Source organism: Neobacillus bataviensis LMG 21833 (assembly GCF_000307875.1).
Taxonomy (GTDB): domain Bacteria; phylum Bacillota; class Bacilli; order Bacillales; family Cytobacillaceae; genus Neobacillus; species Neobacillus bataviensis.
Window position 1 is genome coordinate 65,190 of record NZ_AJLS01000141.1, and the last position, 20,746, is coordinate 85,935.

The window sequence follows — 20,746 nt, forward strand, 5'->3', positions numbered from 1 at the left end:
TATTTTCGTATTTATTTCCTGAGTTTTCCACTATTTATCCCCCTATTTTTTTAATCACAATTCATCAATCCTTACACCTGTATAGCCTTTATTTGCAAGTAACCCCAGGACATCTTTTAGGGCATTGATGGTATTCATTGGGGCGTCTTCATCGGCACCTGGTGTATCACCACTATCATGTAAAAGAATAATGTCCCCCTTTTTAATCTTTTTAAGAAGTCGTTCCCTTATCGTTTCACTTCCCGCTTTTCTCTTCCAATCTCCAACCATTACCGACCAAAGGATAATCTTATAGGGCTTCAAGCTGAAAAAATCAATCAAATTTAATAACCCCCATGGTGGACGATAATACACCGGTCTAACGCCTGTTATTTTCCCCACAATAGAGGCACTATATGCCAACTCACGGCGGATTGTCCAAGGGAACATCAGCCAATTGGATGTGTGAACAAAATTATGGAGGCCAATTAAATGCCCTTCTTGATGCATTCGTAGGATGAGCTCTGGATACTTTTCCGCTTTAGACCCTAGTACAAAAAATGTTGCTTTTATCCTGTATTCCTTCAATAAATCTAAAAGCAATGGCGTATAGGACGGGTCAGGGCCGTCATCAAAGGTAAAGGCTATGTTGGATGATGCAGGTTTGGATCGTAGTCCGCCTTTACCTAAACCGAATGAAAGGGCATAGGGAGCCACGGTATAGAATAAATAGATGATGATTACAAATCCTATTATATTGAACATAATCGATGTTCACCTCGACTTCTGGTCTTCCATTGCTGCTCCTTTAAAAAGTAAACAAGAATATCAAACACTTTGTCTCATTGGCATCATAATAAAGGCACTTTTTTGTTCGTATACTTGGTTCCTTGTCTGCATAATGATATCAAGCGCGTCAACAGAGGAGGTCTTGGATTGATACTGTCTTGCCCTTTGTTTCATCCTATTTAATGATTTCACGTCCTTTGTTACAACTTCAATTTTTCCAATTAAATCAAAGTCATTTTTTGCTAAAAGCGCTAATCCTGTATCCACTAAGAACTGGGCATTGTCTTCTTCCTGGCCTGGAAGTGGATGATAAAGTAATAATGGAAGCTCCATCGTCAGTGCCTCTGACGTGGTTACACCCCCAGGTTTTGAAATCATTAAATCAGATAGTGCCATCAACTCATGTATATTTTCGCTATATCCAAGGAGGAGAATATGATGCTTGGTGTTCCTTAGCTCTTTCTCCAGTTGATTTCTTAGTTTCTTATTTCGACCGCAAACAATGATGATTTGGATGGGGGATGAAAGATTCTCTAAAGCTTGGAAGGTCGATATCCCCTTTCCGATAAAGCCTTCCCCTCCTCCCATTACAAGGAGAGTAAACTGTGAAGGGTTCAAATGATATGTCTTTGCGAGAACCTCACGGGACTGTGTGTTCATAAATTTTTTAAGGACAGGTATACCTGAATGGTTAATTTTATGGCCTTCTATTCCTAGGGAAACCAACCGATCCTTTACCTGCTTGGATCCCACAATATAGTGATCAGTAAAAGGATAGATCCAATAAGAATGGTCTGTATAATCAGTAATAACGGTAACAGTTGGAATGTCGACCAAACCATGTTCTTTTAGTTTAGACATGATTCCAGCAGCAAATGGGTACGTACTTACGACTACTATAGGTTGGATTTTTTCAATCACATTAAGCATGGAACCCATTCCCAGTGTAAAAAAAGTATTTAACTTTACAGAGAAAGAACTTTTTTCACGTGTTCTTTTATAAAAATAGCTGTACACTTGAGGAAACTTTTTAATGACCCGATTGTAAAAGTAATGGCTGATTGGAAACAGGTAGGGATGCAGCCACTCCATGATATCAATCGTAACGGGCTCAACATTTGGAAGTGTAAATTGGATGGCTTCACTAAGTGCATTGGCTACCTGTTTATGCCCGTCTCCAAATGAGGCAGATAAAATGAGAATTTTATCTTTCTTTTTAGAATTCATCTCCATACCATCTCCTCCACCAATTCCATCAATGTTTACAGCCTAATAATAAACAAGCAACCTTAAGATAAAATGAATATTCGATTAGAGAATTATTAAAATCTGCTTTGTTTTAAAAAAATGCGACTTCTATCTCTTTTCTCCCTTTTTAAATTTCCATTTATAAACGACATAACCAATTGTAAAAAGAATCGCGATCATGATGGCTGGCGTAACAAAGGGTTTTGCCGCCTGATTAATTTGCTCCCATTTCGTCCCCAATGTCATCCCTAGGTATAGAAAAAGAATCGACCATGGAATAATCGCTACGACGGTATAGAGGCTAAATTTGGCAAATGACATCCGAGCAATCCCCGCAGGAATAGAAATGGCATGTCGTACAACAGGGATAAAACGTGCCGTAAAAATCACTCCTGACCCATATTTGCTAAACCATTGCTGGGCATGATCAATATGATGCGGCTTGATCAAAATATATTTTCCGTACTTATTGAGAAACGGTCTTCCTCCATATCGCCCCAGCCAATATAAAAACCATTGCGCAATAAGACCGCCGATTGTCCCTGCGATCACTGCCCCCACGAATGAAATCTTTCCAATTGAAACTAAATAACCGCCATAGGCTAAGACGATTTCACTTGGAATGACCTCGACCATTAAACCAAGGGCAATTCCTGCATAGCCAAGGCTTGAAAGCAAATCAAAGATGGACTGAATTAAATGTGACATACACTACCTACCCTTTTTAAGAATTTCTATTGCTGTTGATTATTTAGGGACCCGCTGCTTTGAGGAACCTTGCCCCTTATGAAGCACAAGAACCGTCCCCTGCTTCATCCTTTAAATCGGTAGCCGGCACCCCAGACGGTTTCAATGTATTGCGGATTGGAGGGGTCGGTTTCGATTTTTTCACGGATTTTTCGAATATGGACGGTTACGGTTGAAATTTCACCAAGAGAGTCATAGCCCCATAACTTTTCAAATAATTGTTCCTTGCTGAAAACATGGTTCGGATGAAGGGCAAAAAAGGTGAGGACATCAAACTCTTTTGTTGTAAAAACCACCTCTTGGTTATTGACATAAACCCGTCTAGGAGCCTGATCAATCTGCAGGCCCCGGATCATAATACTGTCACTTTGGGGTTCCTTTCCAATTAGTCGTTGATACCGAGACAGATGTGCCTTTACCCTTGCGACCAATTCACTTGGGCTAAAGGGCTTGACAATATAATCATCTGCCCCCAATCCCAAACCACGGATCTTATCAATGTCTTCTTTTTTGGCCGAAACCATCAGAATCGGGATATCCTTTTCGGTTCGGATTGCTTTGCAAATTTGAAAGCCATCAACTCCTGGCAGCATGAGATCGAGCAGGACCAAGTCGACTTCCTTACTTAATGCCTTTTGTAGGCCATCATCACCTGTTAGAGCAATCTCAACCGAAAAGCCGTCTATTTCTAAGTAATCACGCTCAAGTTCGGCAATACTTATATCATCTTCTATGATTAAAATCCGTTTCACTTCTCTTCACCCGCTTTATTTAACGTAAAAGATATCGTTGTTCCTTGTCCTTGCCGGCTTTCTGCCCAGATGGAGCCATGATGTTCTTCGATAATTCGCTTTGCAATCGATAAGCCGAGTCCACTCCCGCCCTTTTCCGTGCCTCGCGCGGTATCGACACGATAAAAGCGGTCAAAGATGATCGATAAATTCTCTTCTGCAATCCCAGGGCCATTATCCGTCATTTTGAAAAGAACATGCTCATCTACTGTCGATAAATGAAACGAAAGCACTTTGTCCGGTTTATCGATATACTTTAACGAATTGTCGACAATATTGGTAATCACCCGTTTCAAATGCTCACGGTCCCCAATGATGAGATAATCGCCTTTTTCTATGTTTAGAGCAATTTCAACCCGCTTTTCCTCCAAATCAAAGCGAAGCTCCTCGACAAAATCCTGCAGGTAGTGATCAAAACGAATCTGTTCAAAATGAAATGGCAGCCGCTGCAAGTCTAGTTTGGAGTATAAAAAGAGTTCATCAATCATATGATCCAATTCGTTCGATTTCGAATGAATGGTTTGCATGTAACGATCGATTTTTTCAGGGCTGTTGGCGACGCCATCCCTGATTCCTTCCACATATCCTTTAATGGTCGTAATCGGCGTTTTTAAATCATGAGAAATATTGGCGATCAGTTCTTTACGATTTTCCTCATAGGCAAGCTGCTTTTCAATCGATTCTTTTAACCTTACTCTCATTTCTTCAAATCCTTGAGCAAGCTGCCCCATTTCATCCTTGGATGTTACCGGAATGGGAAGTGTCAGATCGCCTTCTTCCATTCGCTTGGCAGCCTTTTGTAAACCCCGAATCGGGCGGATGATACTTCTTGACACATAGTAGGTCAACAATCCATTTGTACCAATTAAAATAATGATCAAACCAATAAATAAAATCGGGAACGAGGTCCGTACAAATTTAGCAAAACTGCTGGCATCCGTTACAAAGAATAATGAACCTTCTGCCCCGTCAGGATAGAAAAAATCAAGCTTTTTTATTGAGATAAATTGATGATCAATTCGTTCGACCGGGTCTACTTCGCCAAAGAAGCCAAATGGCGGCAATTCATTCATTTCTAATCCTGTTAATTTTTTGGGGACATAGATCAGTTGTTTTCCTTTTCTCACCACTAATGAAGTGCCGCCCGTTTTAGTTAATTGGAGGTCAATCTTCTGTAAATAGGATTGATCCAAAAATGTTCCTGGATTCTTCATGGTTTCCTTGTGCACATCAATTAATATTTGATTTTTTTCCGTCATATGATCGTAGTGCTCCGGCGGGAGGTAGATGTTTCGCAATTCTTTAATATCCCCTCTAAAAAGTAAGGCCACTAACAGCGCAGATAAGCAGACAAATATGATGGGAACAAGAATCATGGCGAGATTGGATAATAAAAGTCTTAAACGAATGGACATCTAAACACTACCTTCTTCATTAAAGTTCTTTTTGACTAAACTTATAGTAGCCTAGTGTGAAGAATAATGCACAGAATGATACAAGATAAAGGCTTCTGCCGAAAGTTGTGACATTCATCCCATTATTGATCCAGCGTTGATACCAGTTACTATCATAAACTGGAAGCCACGCGGCAATGGTTGGTACAAGATAAGTTAAGACAACCATTATTAAGTAAAGAAGGATTGAAAAAGTTAATGCTTTGCTGCTTGAGCCAACCCATTGGGCAAGAAAAACCAAGAGGATTCCCATGGCCATTAACGGAAACCAGGATAACAAAAAGGATAATAAACTTATTGCCAAACCACTGAAGGTAAAATTTTCCAACCAAATGGCTCCTGTAATTAATGAAGAAAGGCAGACAACGAGTAAAAGAGTCAATAAATAGATTCCCGTACAGACAATCTTGGAAGTGAACAGCTTGAACCGTGAGAGCGGTCTGACAAGCAGGAAGGATAGTGTCTTTTGCTCTTGCTCCCCTGCAAACATATCACTAATGCAAAGGGCCAATAATAATGGTAAGTAAAAGGTGACGGCTAAACTTAAGATCACAAGCGGGAAAGACTCTCCATCAAAGGCAATGAAGCCAAACTTGCTTTGCATCATTTGAATCGCAGGGCCGACAAGTAAAGGGAATAAGGCTGAGAGGCATAACAAGACAATCGTTGATTTTTTTCGGACTAATTTGGTCCACTCATTTTGTAAGTTCAGCATCTTGGTTCACTTCCTTCCCTTTCCGAATTTTGCTCATATAAAAGGATTCAAAGGTTTGTCCTTCTTCTAATTGACTTTTCGCCACTTCACCAATAATCTTCCCCTTTGACAAAATGGCAATTCGATTACATAAACGCTCCACTTCATCAATCAAATGTGTGGAAAGGATGAAGGTAACTCCCTCCTCTTTTGCCAAACGGCTAATAAGCTCTTGAAAATCCAGTTTCCCTTCAATATCGAGACCATTTGTTGGTTCGTCTAAGATCACCAAAGTCGGGCTGGATAGTAACGCAGCTGCCAAATATAACCGCTGCCGCATTCCCGTTGAAAAGGATTTCACTTTTTCATGCTTATGTGCCTCCATTCCGACCCACTGGAGTACCTCGTCTATTCTTCCTTTTTCAAGAGATGGATAGAGCCGCGATACTAGGTGGAGATTTTCATAGGCGGTTAAAAAATCAAACGCCTCAACCCCGCTGATGAGTGTTCCAACCGATTGCATCGCTTGTTCAAACTGTTCTCTTACATGATACCCATTTATCAAAATATCCCCTTGATCGGGGCGGCATAATGCTACAATACACTTCATCAGTGTTGTTTTCCCGGCACCGTTTGGTCCTAAGAGCCCGAAAATTTCACCTTGTTCGATGGAAAAACTTATATTTTCAACACCACGTCCATTTTTATATTGCTTCGTGACGTTTTGCACTTCAAGAACCGGCATTTAGCTCACTCCTTTTTACAGTGATTTTATCTAAACAAGCTTCCTGCTTGTAGTATTCAAATTTTAGAAACAAGAGCAGAGGAAAAGCCCCCTGCCTCGTTGTTTATTTTTGCAAATTAATCTTCATGCCCATCATGTTTTTCTTGTACGGTAACAACCTTTTTGCCTGTTAAATCAACGCTTGAAACTTTCGCCTGATTCAACTGATCAAATTTGTTTGAAAGCTTTAAGACAAGATCATGGTGTGTTCCATTTACATCATCACCGGAAACATAAATGGTTGCTTCTTGCCCGACTAAGTATTCACTCTTATCCACTACACCGTTTAGGACGACACGGGATACGTTTATGTTATTTTTCAGTTGTGGAAGCTGTGGTTTTAGATCAGCAAACTGTAAGGAGCCAAATTCCGCTTTTTCCACATGGTCCTTCTGCTGGTCAATATTCTTAAGGAAGAAGGACACAACCGCCTGTCCAACGGCAGGTATTTGATTTTTAGAAAGATCAAGCTGCAATTCTGTTTGCCCATTGCCGCCATCTTTCGTAGTAATCTTGTCTTGATAATTTTTTGTAACCGCATCAAAGATGGCCTCTACATCTTTTTGCATTTGTGGTGAGAGGTTTTCATCTTTATGTTCCTTTCGGTTAGACTCTTTCTTATCTGCCTTTTCTTGTTTGACATAGTAGTTATCATCCTTGCTGCTCTTCACGACCGTTTGATCGGCCTTCGAAAAATAATCTACCTTTGTGGTTGTACCGCCATTTTTCACACTGACGGCGCTATTTCCGGACTCATCCTTTACATTTAGGGTGTTCAAGGAATCAACCTGGTAAATCTCTTTGCCGTTATCTGTTAGGGATGCAGTGATATGAGCGTTAAAACTATCGACAGTGTGCGTTTTCTTCACAGCCGTTTTGAACAGGTCATATCCAGAGGTCGATGCAGAGGCAGATAGGACACCTCCTGCCATTAATAATCCACTTATGCCCGCAGCAGCCAGCACTTTCTTCTTCATTGACTTTCCTCCTCCAACTAAATTGATGGTACAGGATCATCATAGACAAATAGTCTAAACTGGCTATTAATGAAATATTAAAAGTTTCTTAAATGTGTGAAGCTGTGAAGCAGGGGACGGTTCTTGCGCTTCAACAAAAAGGTGCCAGGCACCCTCCATTTTTCTGGATGGTGCCTGGCACTCGTGGTTTTCCCCTGCTTCATTCTTTTTTATAAAACCGTTCACCGGTATCAGGGTTATAATATACCCTGGTTTTTTCTCCTGTTACAGGGTCAATATTTATTTCCTCTGTCGATTGGAATCCATCAGGAACTTTTATACCATGATTTCGATTAAACCGTTTGTCGTAAATAAAGTAACCAAGAAGGATGCATAAGAAAACGATAATAATTTCTATGGCATAGATACTTATGACGAACTTCATTAAATTGCCTCCACAATAACAGCCGTTCCATATGCCACAATTTCACTCATATTTTTACCGATTTCACCAGAATCAAATCTCATCATCACAATTGCATTTGCACCCATTTGGTTGGCATTTTTAATCATCCGATCCAAGGCTTCTTTTCTTGAATCTTCAAGCATCGCTGTATACTGCTTGATTTCTCCGCCTACTAGCGATTTTAAACCAGCCATAATATCGCCGCCAATCCCTCTGCTTCTAACAATCAGTCCGAATACAGGGCCTTTTATTTCTACAACTTTGTAACCTTCAATTTTTTCTGTGGTAACTACTAACACAATAATCACCTCCATCGTTATATCTTTAGTTGTGTTCCATTTCCTATTCATCATTAAAACAAGTATGAAAAGTAGCTAGATTTCTTTCGATGAAACAGGTAAAAACAGTTTTATTCCCCGTTTATTAAACGGTAAGATTTTAAGATCTGCCAGCAAATGACTAATGTATCCGGCTAGGCAGGTATAGAAAACACCGTCAATTCCGAGGGACGCTTCAAATTTGGAAGCGATGATCCCGAAGAAAATGACTCCCAATAGCGAATGGGTATAGCTGCGGTGCGATACAAAGGACGCTATTAAAATATAAATCCCAAGTAGGATTAACCATAGTTCTTGTAAGGAGACACCCCCCGCAAGTACACCAATTCCTGTGATTGTTAACATATGTTTTTGCTTGATTTTCGAGGCTATCACCATCAAAGCCAATCCAATACCGATGCCAAACCATTTTTCTGAAGCTCCGCCCTCAAAAAAACTATAAAAGATCATCAGAGCCCCAATTAGCTGAGCAACCGTCCGAATTACCTTATGGGATATGGTAATTCTACCGCGAAGACTCCCATCAATGTCAAGATCAGGGATTAAAGCTGATATTCCTCCTAATCCTACGAATAAGAGTGTCGTAGAGGGAGATGTCTGAAACGTGTTGGCAACGACAAATCCTGTCGCTGCTCCAATTGCAGTATGTGCTGTACCATTCAAATGTATATCCACCTCTAAAATAAATTGTTGTGGCTATTTCACAAAAACACCACACTTAATATAGTTTACATCAAAACGTTTGTTCTGTTTAGAGGGAATTTAAGTTTGGATTGGATGATATCAAAAAAAGAAAAGCTTGAACCCCTTCTTCTAATTGCTTTTGCTGTTTTTTGTTCTTCTCTTACTCAAGGTAATTCCCCTTTCATTAATAGATTTTTGGTGTTGAAAGCAGTCTTCGGTCTAATTCCCATGAAATACAGATTTGGATTAATAATAGGATGGAAAAAGAATGAATGTAATTGGCGAGGATATTATAAAGAGGCAATAAAACGTTATACTACTAATTTTCTACAAATAAATCCGAATTCCATCAATATCTCCTGGGAAATTTTTTATTTTTCGACAAATACGGTTGAAAGTAGATTAAGTGAAAAAGAGCAGTGAGATTGATCTCACTGCTCTACTTTCTCACTCTAACCCTTTAATAATCAAGTTCTGAATCATTTTATACTAAGACTGCAGACAAACCTTTTGCTGCTTCTGCCACTTTTGCTAAGCCTTCTGCAATAATGGTCTCAGCTTGTGCTGGGTTGGCATTGTGACCTTCGATGATGACTTCATCAACGATTTGCATACCGAATACGCCGCCAAATACATTTTTCATATATGTTGCAGCCATTTCCATTGGTGCTGCTTCTGGTGTGGAATAAATGCCGCCGCGTGCACTTAGAATAACAGCTTTTTTATCAGTCATTAAGCTGACTAATTGGCCATTTTCATCATATTTGAAGGCGAAACCTGATGCATACACATAGTCAACAAATGTTTGTAATTTGGCTGGAATTGTTAAGTTCCACAATGGGAAGGCAAATACCACAACGTCTGCTGCTGATAATGCATCCATTGCTTTTTGTTTTGCCGCTAAAATACGTTGTTCAAGGTCTGTTAACTCTTCGCCAGCTTGCATTTTTCCAAAAGCATTGAATAAATCCTGGCCGAAATAAGGCATATCTTCTGCAAAAACATCGTAAGTTGTGACGTTCACGCCTTCTAAGTTCTCCATGAAAGTCTCATACATTTTACTAGAAACAGCTTCAGAAGCTGGACGGTTATTTGCTTTTACTACTAATATGTTCATTTAATATTAATCTCCTTTAAATATCTTAGTTACGCTTATCTCGAATTAATAATATATTAATTCAAAAATAGAGTCAACCGAAACACATTGGTAACGGTGGAAGGTATTCCCCTGCTATTAAAAATAAGACAGAGAGATTTTATCTCTCCGCCCGTGGTTCTAAATTCGCTGCTTTTTGTCATAAAAAGACGAAATTAGGAATAGGTATATATCACTTATTTTTTTAAATGGATGGTGGTATAAACGTGGATATGGAAGAAGTATTATACAATGGGAAGTTTTATAAGGTGATTTATAAGTATACTTCCGGCTATTGGGAAATTCGGGAGAAAGACAACAAATTTCATGTGGAATTAGTTCATGAATCGGAAGTACAAAAGGTCTCATAAAGATTGTTACCTATTTAGGTAATGGTCTTTCTCAGACTTAACGAAAGCTAGTTTCATAAACAAACCCAAACGCCCCGGAATGTAAGACGTATTCCCGGGGCGTTTCTTCAAGGTTCTTTTTAAATAATGGTCACTCTTATCTTACATTGACGCTACAGGCTGATCTTCCTGAGCTAAATCCCCAGCTGCCTTCACACGGATTCTTGTTGCATTTCCCGGAAGATAAGCAAGCGGAACGTCCTCGACATCTACAATGACAAGAGTATCTGGATCGGCACCAGCTTGGATCGCTTCTGACATCGCTTGCGACTTTGCTGCCTCCAAGGCGTTTTCTCTACCAATCTCATCTAACACGTAAATCTTTTCAACCTGCCCGCTGACTTGTGAAATGGCAGAGCCGATCGCATTTGCGACACCTGAATGCTCAGGACGAATCACCTCAGATGCTCCGATTAGATGTTCTGGGAGTAGTACGCTGCCCCCGCCAACAAGGATGACTGGCACAGGTCCCGCACTTGTTTTCATTTTATCGATCGCATCTTCTACTAATTCAACTATTTTTGCATAGATTCTACCCAATAATTCTTTATCAAGATGTGCAACTTTCTCCGCATCGCCAAGGTCCACTTTTCCAAGCGCCACAGCCACATCCGTTGTCGTCAACGTATCCCCGCCGAAAATCAAGCTCTTCTCAGGAAGGCGGTAGCCGACACTATCTGGTCCAATCGTGAATTCCCCATTTTCCTGGATACGGACAATTGTACCGCCGCCAAGTCCCATTGAAACCAGGTCAGGCATCCGAAAATTGGTCCGTGCACCGCCAATTTCAACGGCCAAAGAAGATTCCCGCGGGAAGGATTGAACTAGTACACCAACATCGGACGTCGTACCGCCGACATCGACGACAATTGCATCTGATAGATTACTTAAATAAGAGGCACCGCGCAATGAATTGGTAGGACCGCATGCTACTGTGAAAATGGGGTATTTCACCGCATAGTCTACCGACATTAATGTCCCATCATTTTGGCCAAAAAATACTTTGGCATCAACACCTTCATTTTTCAAGGCATTAATAAAGCCATCTGCTGCTGCTTTCGCCACATTAACAACAGAAGCATTCAAAATCGTCGCATTTTCCCTTTCCAACAGACCGACAGAGCCAATTTCCGAAGATAAGGAAATCGCCGTCTCTTCCCCTAATACTTCCTTAAAAATCTCACTTGCCCGCTCTTCATGTGATTTGGAAACTGGTGAGAAAACAGATGTAATGGCAACGGAATCCACCGAACCTTTAATTTCCTCTGCAATTTGGTACAAATGGTTTTCATCTAATGAAACAATCTCACGGCCATCAAATTCATGGCCGCCGCGAACAAGATAGACATGCTTTCCTAATGCATCGCGAAGGTCATCAGGTACACCAATCAGCGGCTTTACCGCCAATGTAGCCGGAGCACCAATCCGAACCGCAGCGATGTTGTTTAATCTTTTCCTTTCGACAATGGCATTCGTACAATGTGTTGTTCCGAGCATCGCGAATTTGATTTGCTCGCGAGGAACATTTGCATCGTTAATAATTTTGTGCATGGCATTAAATATACCTGTCGCAACATCCTCTGTTGTCGCTGACTTTGTTTCTGAAACTACCTGATTGTTCTCATCTAATAGCACGGCATCCGTATGGGTACCGCCCACATCAATTCCTATACGAAAAAATCCCATTATAATGTCACTCCTTTTTTCACAAGCTCTTCTACCGGAACATAGTCAACATCATAGCCGAAATATCTCGGCCCGACAGTGGCAATTCCTTTTTCAGTCCGCCATTTTGGATTACATGGAATGCCAATGACGACACTTCTGGCACCGTAGCGGATTCCTTCCGTCGTGATTGGAAGACCCGTTTCTGCATCAAGCACGGCAATTAAATCCGGTGTCACGCAAAGAACGCGATCCTCTGTCTGGGCAAGCAGATGTTCATTTTGGAAGCGAAGCTGTAATGTTTCACCTTTATAGGCATTCAAACCTTCAAAGGTTGCCACTCCGCGGGCAAAGCCTGTTTCCGTTTTGCGGTTGATATCACTGACTTTTCCTTGGAATAATTCAAATCCGCCGGTTATTTTCAACACTTCCCGAATGGGGTTCACATTGTTTTCTTTCGCCAATCTGATCGTTTTTCCGATTTCTTCTTCCAGCTTCAAGATATTCGGGATGCCGCTCTCCTTCAAATTCTTAGCGGTCATGGAATACATGGCCACCATTGTCGAGCCGCCCATTTGAACGGTAGCAGCGCGGGCAATTCGTTCCGTCCACACATTATCGATTGTTGATAACAAAGCGGTGTTCCCTTTTTCATCAGCAAAAACTCCTGGTGTCGCTGAAATGCCATCTAAATAAAAGGTCACCATTTGTAATTCAGGGAAGGCTCTTCCCATGCCGTCCGCATCAATAACAGGCAGACCTAATCGTGCCGCAAGGGCAAACGGCAGCATTGAATTGACTCCGCCCGCTTCAATTGGGAATGTCGCATATATCTTTTTTCCCAAATATTTTTCAAGGATTTGAAAGGCTTCAATCGCTTCCTCCCCACTTGGCGGCTTCTCAAGCATAACTGTCGGCGCCCCCATCATCGAGGAAGGAACAACAAGCGCATCCTCGGGAACTTCATCCACATCTAAGAGCGTCACTTCGCCATATTCTTCAATTGCCTGCAAGGCCATCAGCTTTCCAATGTGAGGGTCGCCTCCGCCGCCTGTTCCGAGCAGTGCAGCCCCAACTGCCATATCTTCAATTTCCTGTTTTCCTATTTTTCTCATAATCCAAATACCTCCAATTTTCTAAAAATTAACCTTATGCGACCTTCCGATTTACCCCATTTCCTTTTTTAACTGCTTTCATAATCAGCATTCCAACGTAATAAATCACGGCACTGACTACAAGTGAGTTGATGGAAGGAATACCGGCTTTGACAAAATAACCAGCAAGAAATCCGGCTGCCCAAGCAATTAACGTAATCGGGTTTAGCTTTTCACTATCCTCTGGCAATGCCCCCGTTTTTCGGCTTTCATCCAGGGCTTTGCGGTGTGTTTTTAATAAGAAATAATCGATCACCATAATCCCGGCAACTGGCGGAATAAATACACCTAACAACACAAGGAAGTCCACAAATTTATCTAGAATACCAAGAACAGAAAGCACCGTACCAATAATACCGATAACCAGCGTAACCATACCGCGGTTGAGCTTGAGTTTGAAAATTGAATCAAAAATAGTCGTAAACCCAAGCGACGAAGAATATAAGTTCAAGTTATTAATTTTGATTGTCGAAAATACCACCACAAGCGCTCCAAGCCAGCCGGATGTCTGCATCATAATGCTGGCTACATCACTTGTTTTGGCTGCAAGTGCCATTAATATGGCAATCATGTTGATACAAAGCTCACCGATAATCGTGCCAATCATCGTCATCCAAAAGACATCTTTTCCACTTTTGGCAAATCGGCTAAAGTCAGGCGTGATGACCGCACCGATGATAAATCCGCCAGCAACCATTGTCGCTGCAACACCCATCGTAAGCTTCTCACCGGCAGGGGCTGCTCCCATTAAGTCGAAAATCGAATGATCACTCAGCACTTGATAAATGCCAACACCTACTGCCAAAAGAAATGCAGGAACAGCGATTGAAGCCGTTGCGCTCAGTAATTTAAATCCAAAGATTACTAAAACCGTTACTGCTAATCCTGTAAGGGTTGCAGCAACAGGAAGACTTAAAGCACCATCTGTTGCTTGAACAAGTCCGTTTGCAAAAACAGAGTTCTGCACACCAAACCAGCCGATACACGCAATCGCAATGATTGCCCCAATGATACTTGAACCATAGCGGCCAAATCCCGTCCATCGTGATAAAAGACTTGTCGAAAGACCTTCACGGGCACCAGCATAGCCTAACAGAAAGCTGATAACCTCTAAAATGACACTGCCGAGCATCGTTGCCCAAAAAGCCTGCCAAAAGGTCATGCCATATCCTAGTGCAGCCCCTAATAAAAATTGTGAAATTGTTGCAAGCGAACCCACCCTGACAATCGTGATGCTCCATAGCGACTGCCTTTCTGACTGCGGAACTCTAGATAAAGAGAAATCATCTCCAATATTTGTTTTTCCGGACATTTCCACACACTCCTTTTTTATAAAATTAATTCCCCCGTTGCCCTTGTCTTCACACGAAGGATCTCACCTCTTAAATAGGCAAATGGATATTCCTCCACATAGGAGATTTGAATCGATTCCGGGCTTGCACCTTTTTTCAAAACGGCCTTTTTACAGGCGGCGACAGCCTCATCCAGAATCTCTTCCTTTGATCTGTTATGAAGCCAATAGACTTTATCAACCACTTCACTTACTGGGGCAAAACACGCTCCGATCGCACCGCTAATCGGATAACCAGCAGGATTCATCACTTGTTTATACGGACCAAACAACTCATGCCCAAAAAGCGGACTACCTCCCCCGACAAGCACGATCGGCAGTTCCTCTTCACTCTCCTGAAACTGATCCAAAGCTAATTTAAGCTGCCCCATTACATGACTGACCACCAATTCACAATCGCTGTTTGACAAGCCTGCCAGTCTTACAGGATCAATTTTTTCATCATAAAAAGCTTCCGGAAAAAGTTTTAAAAAACAGTCACTCACCGTCCACGAGGACCCACCCCATGACAAACCTTCTATCGCAATATCATTCGAATGATGCGGCAGAAATCGGACATGGCCATCCTTGATGTTGGGGATACTTCCACCACCGAAAGGCAAGGAAATAAACTCCGGCATCGCTAGACTCGTATCAATTCCAGCTAGATTGGTAGAAGAATTGACCTCTCTCAGCTGCTCATTTCGAACCCGGCCGGCATAAATCTTACTTCCGCCAATATCCACAGCAAGCAAATCCTTATAAGAGGTTAAGATTACTGCCCCTTTCAAACTATTAGCAACCCCTGAGAAAATTGTTAATACAGGGAAATCCATTGCCTCCTGTACCGTCATCAACGACCCGTCACTTTTGGTCAGCCAGAAGGGACAAGTAAAGGATAAACCGGAAAAACAGGTAGATAGCTCAGCCAAAAGGCTGCGGATTAGTTTTGAAAATAAGGCATTTAAGATGGCTGCATTTTCACGTTCGATATAACCGATACTTCCAAGTCTATGTGAAACGGTAATCGCAATGTTCGGAAAGCGTTTCTTTATCGCTTCCTTCACCCAAAGCTCTTCTTCTTCATACATCGGTGAATACGTACCGACAATTGAAATGGCTTCAATTGCATCTGTTTCGATTTGCTGAAAAATGGATACTAATCCATCAGATATGTTCGTTTCTAATGTAGCGTGGTTATAGTGGTTGCTGCTTTTTACAAACCAAACCTTCTTAAGCGATGACCGCAATGTTTCTGGAAAAGTAAGAGCCGGTTTTATTTTTGTCGGCTGCGTTCCAATCCGAATCAACGCGGTTCTCGACATCACTCGTCCCTCAAATATTGCGTTGATTAACTCGGTTGTGCCAATAAAGATGCCCTTAACCCCTGCGGGACAAATACTTGTCCTTTCGAAGAGGGCTTGAACAGCCCCCTTTACCCCAGTTAATAAATCAGGGGTGGTGATATGCTGCGACGCTTGTAAAAGCCGGCCATCACTAGTGACCAAGACAGCATGTGTTGTCGTCCCGCCGATATCAATGCCAATTTTCATCTGGCAGCCCTCCTAATCCCTCACCTGTAGGGTAGAAATGATCTGGAATTCCAAAGGCTTTTGGGCCGACGAGCTTGAACAATTCCTTTGTATAAAAAATACTAGAGGCGGGTATGGTGAGAACAAGTACGAACAACCCTTCGCGAATATCAGACACAGACACCGGCATCCCCGTTTCATAGTTGAGCAAGATGATTAAGTCAGGGGTTGCGGATGACCCTTTGCCAGTAACCTTAATGCTTAAGAATTCGTTTTGGAAATAAAGCTCCGCGTTTCCATCTGAATAGGACAACTGTCCTGCAATCTGGCAGGAACCTACGAGCAACTTGTCCTCAAACCATCGTTCGATCGTTCCAATACGTCCTACAAAACCCACTTGTAATTCCCCATAAATAGAATTTGAAAATATGGATTGAAGCGATGCCAGTTTCTCATCAACAGAGCCTGTTGTTAATGCCTTTCCGATATTGCGTGTCAGCTTTAATGTCCCAGGGAGCATAATCGACTTCGCTTGCGAACCCGTCATTCCAAAACAGGCGATATGGCCAAATCCTTTTCGGTTGAAAATAAACGAATTAAATACCTCTTCAAATTCTTGCTGATTTCTTGCGATTAGCGTCTCTTCATTAGAATTGGCCGCCAATGGAAACACAGAAATATTCGAGTTGAAAAATGTCGACATTTCCAACCTCGGAAACGCTCTTCCCATTGCGTCTCCATCAATAACCGGAAGATTTCTGTCTAAAGCAATCAGCAGTGGAATTAAGGCATTAATTCCTCCGATTTCCATCGAAATCACGGCATCCGCATTCTTTTTTGTTTCTGCTTCATACAGTCTAAGCGTCTGTGCGGGCTCCGTCCCTGTAGGCAAATCTTCATTAAATAAAACGGTAGAGCCCACCATTGCCACTGGAACAATCCATTCATGTTCGATTTCAACAGCTGTTTTCACCACAATAAGATCCGAATCATCCATTATCGAAAGGAATAAGTATTCAACTGTTTTTGTGTCTCCACCTCCGCCACATGCTAGGAATTTTGCGCCTAAACTAATGTAGGGGATATCTTTTTTTGTGATAATCCACCCCATTGACAATCACATCCTTTTAATATGCAAGTTTCGTGCCAACTTTTATTTTTATAAAAAAGCCAACGATTCACAAACTATTTTGATGTTTTGGAACAATCTTGCATCTAGTTTATTTTTTCTCACGTTGAGAAAAATTGAGAAATAAAACGCTGTAATACGGAAAAAATTAATACATTTAATCGTTTTTCTCATATTTTATCAAAGTTTCTCAGCTTTTCTCATTTTGTCATATATGCAGCTTCTTCATTCGCCGGTATAGGGTGGCAAGACTGACTCCCAGGACGGATGCCGCCTTTTTCTTTCCCTCTGTATGCCATCCATAACGGTCTAGCAAATGGATAATTTCACTTTTCTCTAGTTTAGAAGAGGATCTAGAGGCATCGGCAACCCGCTTTAACGTAAATTCCTCATCTTTATCAAAAACTAGTAATGGCAAGCTTTTCAGTGTAACTGTTTCGCCAATTTCCAACTCGACAAAATGGCGGACGACGTTTTGCATCTCCCGAATATTACCGGGCCAATGATAGTCAAGGAGCTTATGCAGCGCCTCTTCTGATAATCGTTTTGGAGGAAGCTTCATTACCTTTGAGAATTCCCTCATATAATGTTCGATTAAAATCGGCAAATCTTCCTTCCGCTCCCTAAGCGGTGGAATAAAAATCGGAATCACACTGATCCGATAATACAAATCTTCGCGAAATTTCTCTTCCTTTACGAGACTTTCCAAGTTTTGATGCGTTGCCGTAATGATCCGCACATCGATGTCAATACTTTTATTCGAGCCAATTCGTTCAATGGTTTTTTCTTGAATAACGCGAAGGATTTTCGCTTGTAAATAAAGGGGCATATCTCCGATTTCATCTAAAAAAATCGTTCCCTTGTTGGCTATTTCGAAGCGCCCGGGTTTATCCTTTTCCGCACCAGTAAAGGCGCCCTTTTCATGGCCAAACAATTCACTTTCAAGCAAATCCTTCGGAATCGCCGCACAATTGATCGTGACAAACGGTTTCTCCTTCCGTTCACTTTCACTATGGATCGATTGCGCAAACAATTCCTTCCCTGTTCCGCTTTCCCCTCGCAACATGATGGTGGCATCTCCCTTGGCCACCCGCCTCGCTGCATGGATTGCTTGCCTGAGCAGTTCACTAATACCCTTAATTTCCGCAAACGTATGCAGCTTTCTATGTTTCGTCTCACTCTTAGGTGTTTTTAACTTTTTGACAATAATAAGGTAAGATTCAATCTCCCTCTCATATGTAATTGGCTGAACCGTTGCTAAAATATCCCCCTCTCGATGATTGTGAAGCCTTAGCTGCATTTCTCCTTTTCGGGTTTCCCCTAGAATCCTTTCCCAACTGGAAGGTGTCAGCAACTGTGAAATCCTCTCTCCAAGTAAGATCGTTCTTCTTTTTCCCGCCATTGAAGCAAGCTGGTCATTGATTTCCTGTATCACCCCAGTTGAACTAACAAGACACAATGGCTGGGTAAGGGTTGAAAATACTCTTTTTACTTTCATTCTTGCGAGATCATAGTCTTTATTTACTTGCTCCTTTTCAGCGCTCCCCCCTGCCCACATGCATCCGAGGTCAGCTAGTTTTTCCAAATAACCAAGCTTGCTTGCAAACTCCTCTTCCCTGTTGTTTTTTGGAGATAACAACAAAACTGCCTCTACTTTTAATCTGATTTTTATCGGAAAGTTTAGAGTCGGAGCAGAACCTGGGGCTATAATCACTGATTTCATGCCCGTTTGAAAAATCTCTCTCATCTGCTGCTGATCCACATCCGGCGCTTCAAGCAGCTCCTTTCTTGTTTTGATTTCGACTATTCCCGGGGTATCATTAAATACTTCATGATTTAAATAGGTTTCAAATTTTTTATAGAAGGACATTACCTTCCCTCCTTTTGGATTGTAGAGTTAATAAATTATAAACACTGACAAAATAATAAAGCAAAGTGGAAGCAGGGGACGTCTTTTTGCATCCCCATTTCGAATCCTCTATAATTGCAAATATATAAAAACTTTGAACATTAAGGTGAACTGAATGAAAACATATACGCACATTTTCCAAGGAACTGCTTTTTCAAGCAAATCACCAAAAGTGGTACAAACTTTAAAGGACCATCTTTTCTGTATTAATGCAGGAGGCATGATTGAAAAAATCATCGCTCCGGACGATTACGATTATCAAGTTTTACTAGATACCTATCAAGATGATGAGAGCTTTCATCGTTTGGCGGACGGCCAGTATTTTCTGCCGGGCTTTATCGATTTGCATGTCCATGCTCCGCAATGGGCGCAAGCGGGAACAGCATTGGATATCCCACTCTATGATTGGTTAAACACCTATACCTTCCCGATTGAGTCGAAATTCTCAGATCTAGATTTTGCGAAAAATGTCTACCAAGATGTCGTCAGCACCTTACTGGCAAATGGAACAACCACGGCGCTTTATTTCGCCACGGTTCATAAGGAAGCCAGTTTAGCGCTCGCTGACATTTGCGCCGAAAAAGGACAACGGGGATTAGTCGGAAAAGTGGTGATGGATAATCCTGACCAAACGCCCGACTATTATCGGGACGCTGATTCAGAGACGGCGTTAGCGGATACAGAGGAATTTATTTTAGCAGTCAAAGAACTAGCGAAGAAGACGAAACAAGGGGTTTACCCCGTTGTGACGCCGCGCTTCATTCCAAGCTGTACCGACGAAGTGTTAAACGGGTTAGGCGCATTAGCGGCGAAGCATGATACATATATCCAATCGCACTGCAGCGAAAGTGATTGGGAGCATGGGTATGTTCGGGAGCGTTTTGGCAAAAATGATGCCTTCGCCTTACATGACTTTGGCCTATTACGTAAGAAATCTGTTATGGCACATTGTAATTTCTTAGATGATCGGGATGCAGAGTTATTTGCGGAAACAGGGACAGCAGTCTGCCATTGCCCGATTTCCAATGCCTATTTTGCCAACAGCGTGATTCCAATTGCTCAGTTGCATTCTAAGGGCGTGGAGATTGGGTTAGGATCTGACATTTCTGGAGGGTTTTCTCCGAGTTTGTTTGATAATGTGCGACAAGCAGTCATGTCATCGCGCATGCTAGAAGATGGCGTCAATCCGGCCCTTCCTGCTGAAGAACGAGGTGTGCCCCATTCACGGATTACACTTAATGAAGCATTTTATCTCGCAACGGCGGGCGGCGGTGAAAGTGTAAGCCTGCCAATCGGGCGTTTAGAGGAAAACTACGCTTGGGATGTTCAAGTTATTGAGACGAGAGTGGCGGCTGCCAAGCTGCCTCTTTATGATGCAAATGAAAACCTACAGGATATTTTTCAAAAAATCATCTACCTGGTTCGGCCGGAAAACATTCGAGAAGTGTGGGTTCAGGGCGAAAAGGTGCATTCACGGTAAGAAAAGCGCAAGCGCCCTGGTCAGCGGCGTATGGCCTGGAGCGCTCCAACTGAGATAAAGGAAACACGAAGA

The 20,746-nt window shown here is 41.9% G+C and carries 21 protein-coding genes; 3 read left to right on the forward strand and 18 right to left on the reverse strand.

Annotation, left to right across the window (positions count from 1 at the left end):
* Positions 1-54 precede the first annotated feature (54 nt).
* From BABA_RS22525 to BABA_RS22575, 11 genes are all read right to left on the reverse strand, one after another.
* Complete coding sequence (locus BABA_RS22525; protein WP_007087564.1) at positions 55-744, reverse strand: polysaccharide deacetylase family protein; 690 nt, start codon at positions 742-744, stop codon at positions 55-57.
* A gap of 63 nt (positions 745-807) precedes the next feature.
* Entirely contained in the window at positions 808-2,001 is a 1,194-nt protein-coding gene (locus BABA_RS22530) for an MGDG synthase family glycosyltransferase (RefSeq protein WP_007087565.1), read from the reverse strand.
* Between the two features lie 123 nt (positions 2,002-2,124).
* The gene (gene uptA / locus BABA_RS22535; protein WP_007087566.1) at positions 2,125-2,724 is read right to left on the reverse strand and encodes an undecaprenyl phosphate transporter UptA; all 600 of its coding nucleotides are present in this window, start codon (positions 2,722-2,724) and stop codon (positions 2,125-2,127) included.
* Positions 2,725-2,828: 104 nt separating this feature from the next.
* A complete protein-coding gene (locus BABA_RS22540) occupies positions 2,829-3,515 on the reverse strand; it encodes a response regulator transcription factor (protein WP_007087567.1) in 687 nt (228 codons plus the stop codon).
* Positions 3,512-4,969: a sensor histidine kinase gene (locus BABA_RS22545; protein WP_007087568.1), complete on the reverse strand. Its 1,458-nt coding sequence runs from the start codon at positions 4,967-4,969 to the stop codon at positions 3,512-3,514. The genes BABA_RS22540 and BABA_RS22545 overlap by 4 nt, the downstream gene beginning before the upstream one ends.
* Before the next feature lie 19 nt (positions 4,970-4,988).
* Positions 4,989-5,723 (reverse strand): ABC transporter permease, encoded by a 735-nt coding sequence (locus BABA_RS22550; RefSeq protein WP_007087569.1) that lies wholly within the window; start codon positions 5,721-5,723, stop codon positions 4,989-4,991.
* Complete coding sequence (locus tag BABA_RS22555; protein ID WP_007087570.1) at positions 5,704-6,447, reverse strand: ABC transporter ATP-binding protein; 744 nt, start codon at positions 6,445-6,447, stop codon at positions 5,704-5,706. The genes BABA_RS22550 and BABA_RS22555 overlap by 20 nt, the downstream gene beginning before the upstream one ends.
* 116 nt (positions 6,448-6,563) lie before the next feature.
* Positions 6,564-7,463: a hypothetical protein gene (locus BABA_RS22560; protein WP_007087571.1), complete on the reverse strand. Its 900-nt coding sequence runs from the start codon at positions 7,461-7,463 to the stop codon at positions 6,564-6,566.
* Positions 7,464-7,662: 199 nt separating this feature from the next.
* The gene (locus BABA_RS22565; protein WP_007087572.1) at positions 7,663-7,887 is read right to left on the reverse strand and encodes a hypothetical protein; all 225 of its coding nucleotides are present in this window, start codon (positions 7,885-7,887) and stop codon (positions 7,663-7,665) included.
* Positions 7,887-8,207 carry a YbjQ family protein gene (locus tag BABA_RS22570; protein WP_007087573.1) on the reverse strand — a complete coding sequence of 107 codons (321 nt, stop codon included), beginning with the start codon at positions 8,205-8,207 and terminating at the stop codon, positions 7,887-7,889. Before BABA_RS22570 ends, BABA_RS22565 begins: the two co-directional genes overlap by 1 nt.
* A 75-nt stretch (positions 8,208-8,282) precedes the next feature.
* On the reverse strand, positions 8,283-8,909 hold the full coding sequence (locus tag BABA_RS22575) for a metal-dependent hydrolase (protein WP_007087574.1): 627 nt from the start codon (positions 8,907-8,909) through the stop codon (positions 8,283-8,285).
* 105 nt (positions 8,910-9,014) lie between these two features.
* Here BABA_RS22575 and BABA_RS22580 point away from each other — a divergent pair, with 105 nt between their 5' ends.
* Positions 9,015-9,353 carry a hypothetical protein gene (locus BABA_RS22580; protein WP_007087575.1) on the forward strand — a complete coding sequence of 113 codons (339 nt, stop codon included), beginning with the start codon at positions 9,015-9,017 and terminating at the stop codon, positions 9,351-9,353.
* 61 nt (positions 9,354-9,414) lie between these two features.
* Here BABA_RS22580 and BABA_RS22585 read toward each other — a convergent pair whose 3' ends face one another.
* On the reverse strand, positions 9,415-10,047 hold the full coding sequence (locus tag BABA_RS22585) for an FMN-dependent NADH-azoreductase (protein ID WP_007087576.1): 633 nt from the start codon (positions 10,045-10,047) through the stop codon (positions 9,415-9,417).
* A 245-nt stretch (positions 10,048-10,292) separates the two neighbouring features.
* Between BABA_RS22585 and BABA_RS27425 the strand changes: the two genes are divergently transcribed.
* On the forward strand, positions 10,293-10,436 hold the full coding sequence (locus BABA_RS27425; protein WP_157273248.1) for a hypothetical protein: 144 nt from the start codon (positions 10,293-10,295) through the stop codon (positions 10,434-10,436).
* Positions 10,437-10,577: 141 nt separating this feature from the next.
* Here the strand turns inward: BABA_RS27425 and BABA_RS22590 are convergent, their stop codons facing one another.
* From BABA_RS22590 to BABA_RS22615, 6 genes are all read right to left on the reverse strand, one after another.
* Positions 10,578-12,161 (reverse strand): ROK family protein, encoded by a 1,584-nt coding sequence (locus BABA_RS22590; protein ID WP_007087577.1) that lies wholly within the window; start codon positions 12,159-12,161, stop codon positions 10,578-10,580.
* On the reverse strand, positions 12,161-13,255 hold the full coding sequence (locus BABA_RS22595; protein WP_007087578.1) for a DUF917 domain-containing protein: 1,095 nt from the start codon (positions 13,253-13,255) through the stop codon (positions 12,161-12,163). The genes BABA_RS22590 and BABA_RS22595 overlap by 1 nt, the downstream gene beginning before the upstream one ends.
* 34 nt (positions 13,256-13,289) lie before the next feature.
* Positions 13,290-14,606 carry a purine-cytosine permease family protein gene (locus BABA_RS22600; RefSeq protein WP_007087579.1) on the reverse strand — a complete coding sequence of 439 codons (1,317 nt, stop codon included), beginning with the start codon at positions 14,604-14,606 and terminating at the stop codon, positions 13,290-13,292.
* A gap of 17 nt (positions 14,607-14,623) precedes the next feature.
* Positions 14,624-16,177, reverse strand: coding sequence for a hydantoinase/oxoprolinase N-terminal domain-containing protein (locus BABA_RS22605; protein ID WP_007087580.1), 1,554 nt, complete (start codon positions 16,175-16,177; stop codon positions 14,624-14,626).
* Positions 16,161-17,267, reverse strand: coding sequence for a DUF917 domain-containing protein (locus BABA_RS22610; protein ID WP_007087581.1), 1,107 nt, complete (start codon positions 17,265-17,267; stop codon positions 16,161-16,163). Before BABA_RS22610 ends, BABA_RS22605 begins: the two co-directional genes overlap by 17 nt.
* Before the next feature lie 226 nt (positions 17,268-17,493).
* Complete coding sequence (locus BABA_RS22615; protein WP_007087582.1) at positions 17,494-19,155, reverse strand: sigma-54 interaction domain-containing protein; 1,662 nt, start codon at positions 19,153-19,155, stop codon at positions 17,494-17,496.
* Between the two features lie 154 nt (positions 19,156-19,309).
* Here BABA_RS22615 and guaD point away from each other — a divergent pair, with 154 nt between their 5' ends.
* A complete protein-coding gene (guaD, locus tag BABA_RS22620) occupies positions 19,310-20,674 on the forward strand; it encodes a guanine deaminase (protein ID WP_007087583.1) in 1,365 nt (454 codons plus the stop codon).
* Positions 20,675-20,746: the final 72 nt, after the last annotated feature.